This window comes from Arthrobacter sp. B0316-1-20, from assembly GCF_059091865.1.
The window spans coordinates 1-3,286 of record NZ_JBNHHC010000200.1; the positions used below are offsets into that span (position 1 = coordinate 1).

General features: G+C 62.5%; 3 protein-coding genes. 1 reads left to right on the forward strand and 2 read right to left on the reverse strand.

All coding sequences use genetic code 11. From position 1 onward, the window contains the following. Window positions 1-595: 595 nt before the first annotated feature. Together AC5RW2_RS41800 and AC5RW2_RS41805 are read right to left on the reverse strand one after the other, a co-directional pair. Entirely contained in the window at window positions 596-1,228 is a 633-nt protein-coding gene (locus AC5RW2_RS41800) for an energy-coupling factor transporter transmembrane component T family protein (protein ID WP_494037347.1), read from the reverse strand. A 49-nt stretch (window positions 1,229-1,277) separates the two neighbouring features. Next, window positions 1,278-2,270, reverse strand: coding sequence for a class I adenylate-forming enzyme family protein (locus AC5RW2_RS41805; protein WP_494037348.1), 993 nt, complete (start codon window positions 2,268-2,270; stop codon window positions 1,278-1,280). 272 nt (window positions 2,271-2,542) lie between these two features. Here AC5RW2_RS41805 and AC5RW2_RS41810 point away from each other — a divergent pair, with 272 nt between their 5' ends. Beyond that, on the forward strand, window positions 2,543-3,103 hold the full coding sequence (locus tag AC5RW2_RS41810) for a TetR/AcrR family transcriptional regulator (RefSeq protein WP_493986668.1): 561 nt from the start codon (window positions 2,543-2,545) through the stop codon (window positions 3,101-3,103). Window positions 3,104-3,286 lie beyond the last annotated feature (183 nt).

Below are 3,286 nucleotides of genomic sequence, written 5' to 3' on the forward strand. Positions count from 1 at the left end.
CCGCAGCCATCTGCTCAATGTGTTCAGTCCGCATGCGCGTCGCCCAGATGCTCTGATGCGCATCACGCAGCGTGGTGTCAATGATCTTGATCTCGCGACGGCTGCCGGCCGGACGGCCGCCCAGACTCATCACCGAAGCGATCGTTTCCGTTCCGTTCGTCAAATCTGACCTCGTTCCTTGCCGCCCTCGAAGAGAGCACGTCACGTGAAATCGTATTCACGCCTGCCTTATGAAATCGTATTCTCGGTATTCCGTCAAGCCCCCGTCCTAGAAGTAAGTGTCGCGGGGCAAGACGGGTGCAGGATGTCAAGAGACGGTGCGGGCCCCGAAGAGGTCTGGTCTAGTGGCCGTCTCAGTCGCCGCATTCCGCACCGGCATGGTTTGGTCGTCCTAGTGCGCTAGGCATTCCCGGGCAGTAATGCTTTGGTCAACCCCCTCTGTGGTTACCACGACCGGAGCCTCGCCCGCGTTGTCCGCAGGTGCCGCCGTGCATGGTTACGCGGGTGTAACTCGTCGTCATAGGATGCGGGGGCAAAAGGCCATGGGTGAGGGTGGACTGCCGTGACGTATCGGCCGACTTCAGACTCCGTGTGCTTAAGTGGGTTCCGTCCCGCCTGGCAGTCCGCGGGCGGCCAGCGCCTTACCGGTGGCCCGGGCGTGACCGACCGTCGCAACGAGTACCGGGCCCATCAGCCGCACCGGCCCCCGGCGCAGGCCGCGGGATGCCAGGGCTTCGGATCGGGTGCGCAGGGCGGTTCCGAGCCAGGGCATCGAGTGCAGCATGACGTTCACGGCCAGCGCGGCAGCTTCCGGATTCACCCCCAGCCGACTGAACAGGCCGAAGAAGCCCGTGAGCCCATCGAGCAGCTCGGTGCCGGGGGTCGTGATCACCAGCAGCCGCGCCGTCGCCAGGGCACCGAAGACGGCGACGATGACCACGGCCGCCGGTCCGAGGGCGTCGATGGAGGACAGGCGGTCCGGCCCCCAGACGCCGGAGGCCCACCGCGCCACGCCAGCGAACCCCAGCAGCGGCCAGCCGCGCCGCCACGGTGCCAGGAACTCGCCGGGCAACCAGGCCAGCCCGTACAGGGCCAGGACCAGCACGAGCACGGAGCCGACGACCACGGGGTGGCGCCAAGCGACCAGCACGATCAGCACGAGGTACTTGCCCGCCAGCGGGACCGTGTGGACCGGGGAGCTGCCGGGCCGGTAGTCCAGCAGGTTCACCGGGCCGCCCTCCGGCTGAGGACGTCGTGACGGTACCAGGAGGTCACCGTCATAACCGGCTGCGCCCCTCGCCTCCTGAATAAAGAACCTTGGCGGAGGCGAACTGTTCGGCTGTGGCGCTCTCGACCTGGCAGATGGCATTGAAGATCGTAATGGACCCGGTCGTGCAGGTGATCTGGTGTTCGGCGAAGGCGTCAACGACAACGGAGGGATTTGTGCGGTTGATGAAAACCAGGCTCATACCATGCAGGAGAGGCGTGATCGCGTCGATTACCGCACCTGTGATGTGGAACAGCGGGGCGATCGCCAAGACGGAGTCCCCCGGTTTTAGTCCCATCCATGCAACACACGTGGATGCGACGCTGAGGACGTTGCCGTGGGTGTTCATCGCACCCTTGGGCGGGCCGGTTGTCCCGGAGGTATAGGTCAGCAGGGCGACGTCGTCGACATCCGGATTGCACCTGGTCGGCGATTGTCCTTTGAACCCCTTGATCAGCTCTGCCATGTCACCGTCAGGGGACGACTCCGCCGGCTCGGTGCTCCGGAAGACCCGGGGGTCGTTGCGGCTCTGGTACTCAAGGCCTGAGGTGGTCACGATCCACTCCACGGAGGTGCCGACGGCCGTCTCGGCCGTCTCAGTGTAGAGCCCATCGTCGGCGATAATTCCACGGGCGCCGGAGTCTTCGATCAAGTGACGCAACTCCCGCCCCTTGTACATAGGGTTAAGCAGAACCGCGATCGCACCGAGTTTCCAGAGCGCAAGAAAAGAAATTGCGTACTGTGGAATGTTCTGCATCTGAATCCCAATGCGGTCGCCGCGCTTGATTCCACGAAACTCCAAGGCAGCGGCAAACGCATCAGAAAGTTCGTTAAGGCGCCGAACTGTGAGAGACCCATCAAAGTACATGATCGCCTTGCGGTTGGGGTTGCGTTTAACCCGGTTTCGCCAAGCCTCGACGAGTGACGTAGCCCCTTCGGTGAGGCGTACAAACAGACCGGGAGGATAGGAGTCTGCCCATTGAGGCCTGGCCGAGGCGTTCACTGTTTGGTCACGTCCATATCAGATTCATCCGTCCAGCGGACGTCAGTTACCGAGCGATCGATCGGCAGATATAATGTGAGATAGACCACCACGTGATGTCAAGGTCTAAGGTTTGTAGGGCACAATACATGCGAGGCTGGAATGTTATGACCAGAGTTTCCCCGAATGCTAACCCCGGTGAGGCTCTGGCGCGAGCCCCTGATACAGCCTTGCGCCTTGGAGGTGCTGAGGGATCCTCGTGGCGTGACTATGCCAATGCCGAGCTTCCTTTGATGCTCAGCAGCGCACTCGAGTGCTTCATGGAGCAGGGTTATCACGGCACGACCATTCGCCAAGTGGCAGCCCGCGCAGGCCTGTCCGTCCCTGGCCTGTACCATCACTACCCTTCTAAACACGCGCTGCTGGTGGCTCTCATATCCCATGCCATGTCGGATCTTTGGATTCGCAGCCAACTCGCGATCGAGGAGGCGGGGACAATGCTTCCACGCCAATTCGATCTTCTTGTCGAATGTCTGATTCTGTTCCATGCGCGGCGGCGAGAACTGGCGTTCATCGCCTTTAGCGAGATCCGGAGTTTGAATGAGGCAGCTCGCACCGAACACATCGCCGCCCGCGACCGCCAGCAACGGCTCCTGGACTCGATCATCGAGCAGGGCGCCGAAACAGGGATCTTCACAACCCACTACCCGCGGGAAGCAAGCATGGCTGTCATCACCATGTGCACCGGCGTCGCCCAATGGTTCCGCCCGGAAGGCCCGCTGACACCCGAGGAGTTGGTCGAGCGATACCGCGAGATCGCGACCATGGCCGTCGGGCGATCAGCGGCGCCCTGACCACATGCCCGGCATCCCGGACGCCTGCCGCTCCTGGCCTGTGCCGCAGGATAGGCCAGCATGCATCGTTTGTAGGCTGCTGACAATGTCAATGGCCATTGGTTTCTGCCCACGGGCGGCCAGTTGATGTGCCCGCTGGTGGCCAGTAAAACTGCCCGATGATGGCCAACAGATCTGCCCACT

Excerpts from the sequence above, each read along its gene's own strand:
- AC5RW2_RS41810 (WP_493986668.1), top strand. The coding sequence starts at position 2,543 with ATGCTCAGCAGCGCACTCGAGTGCTTCATGGAGCAGGGTTATCACGGC.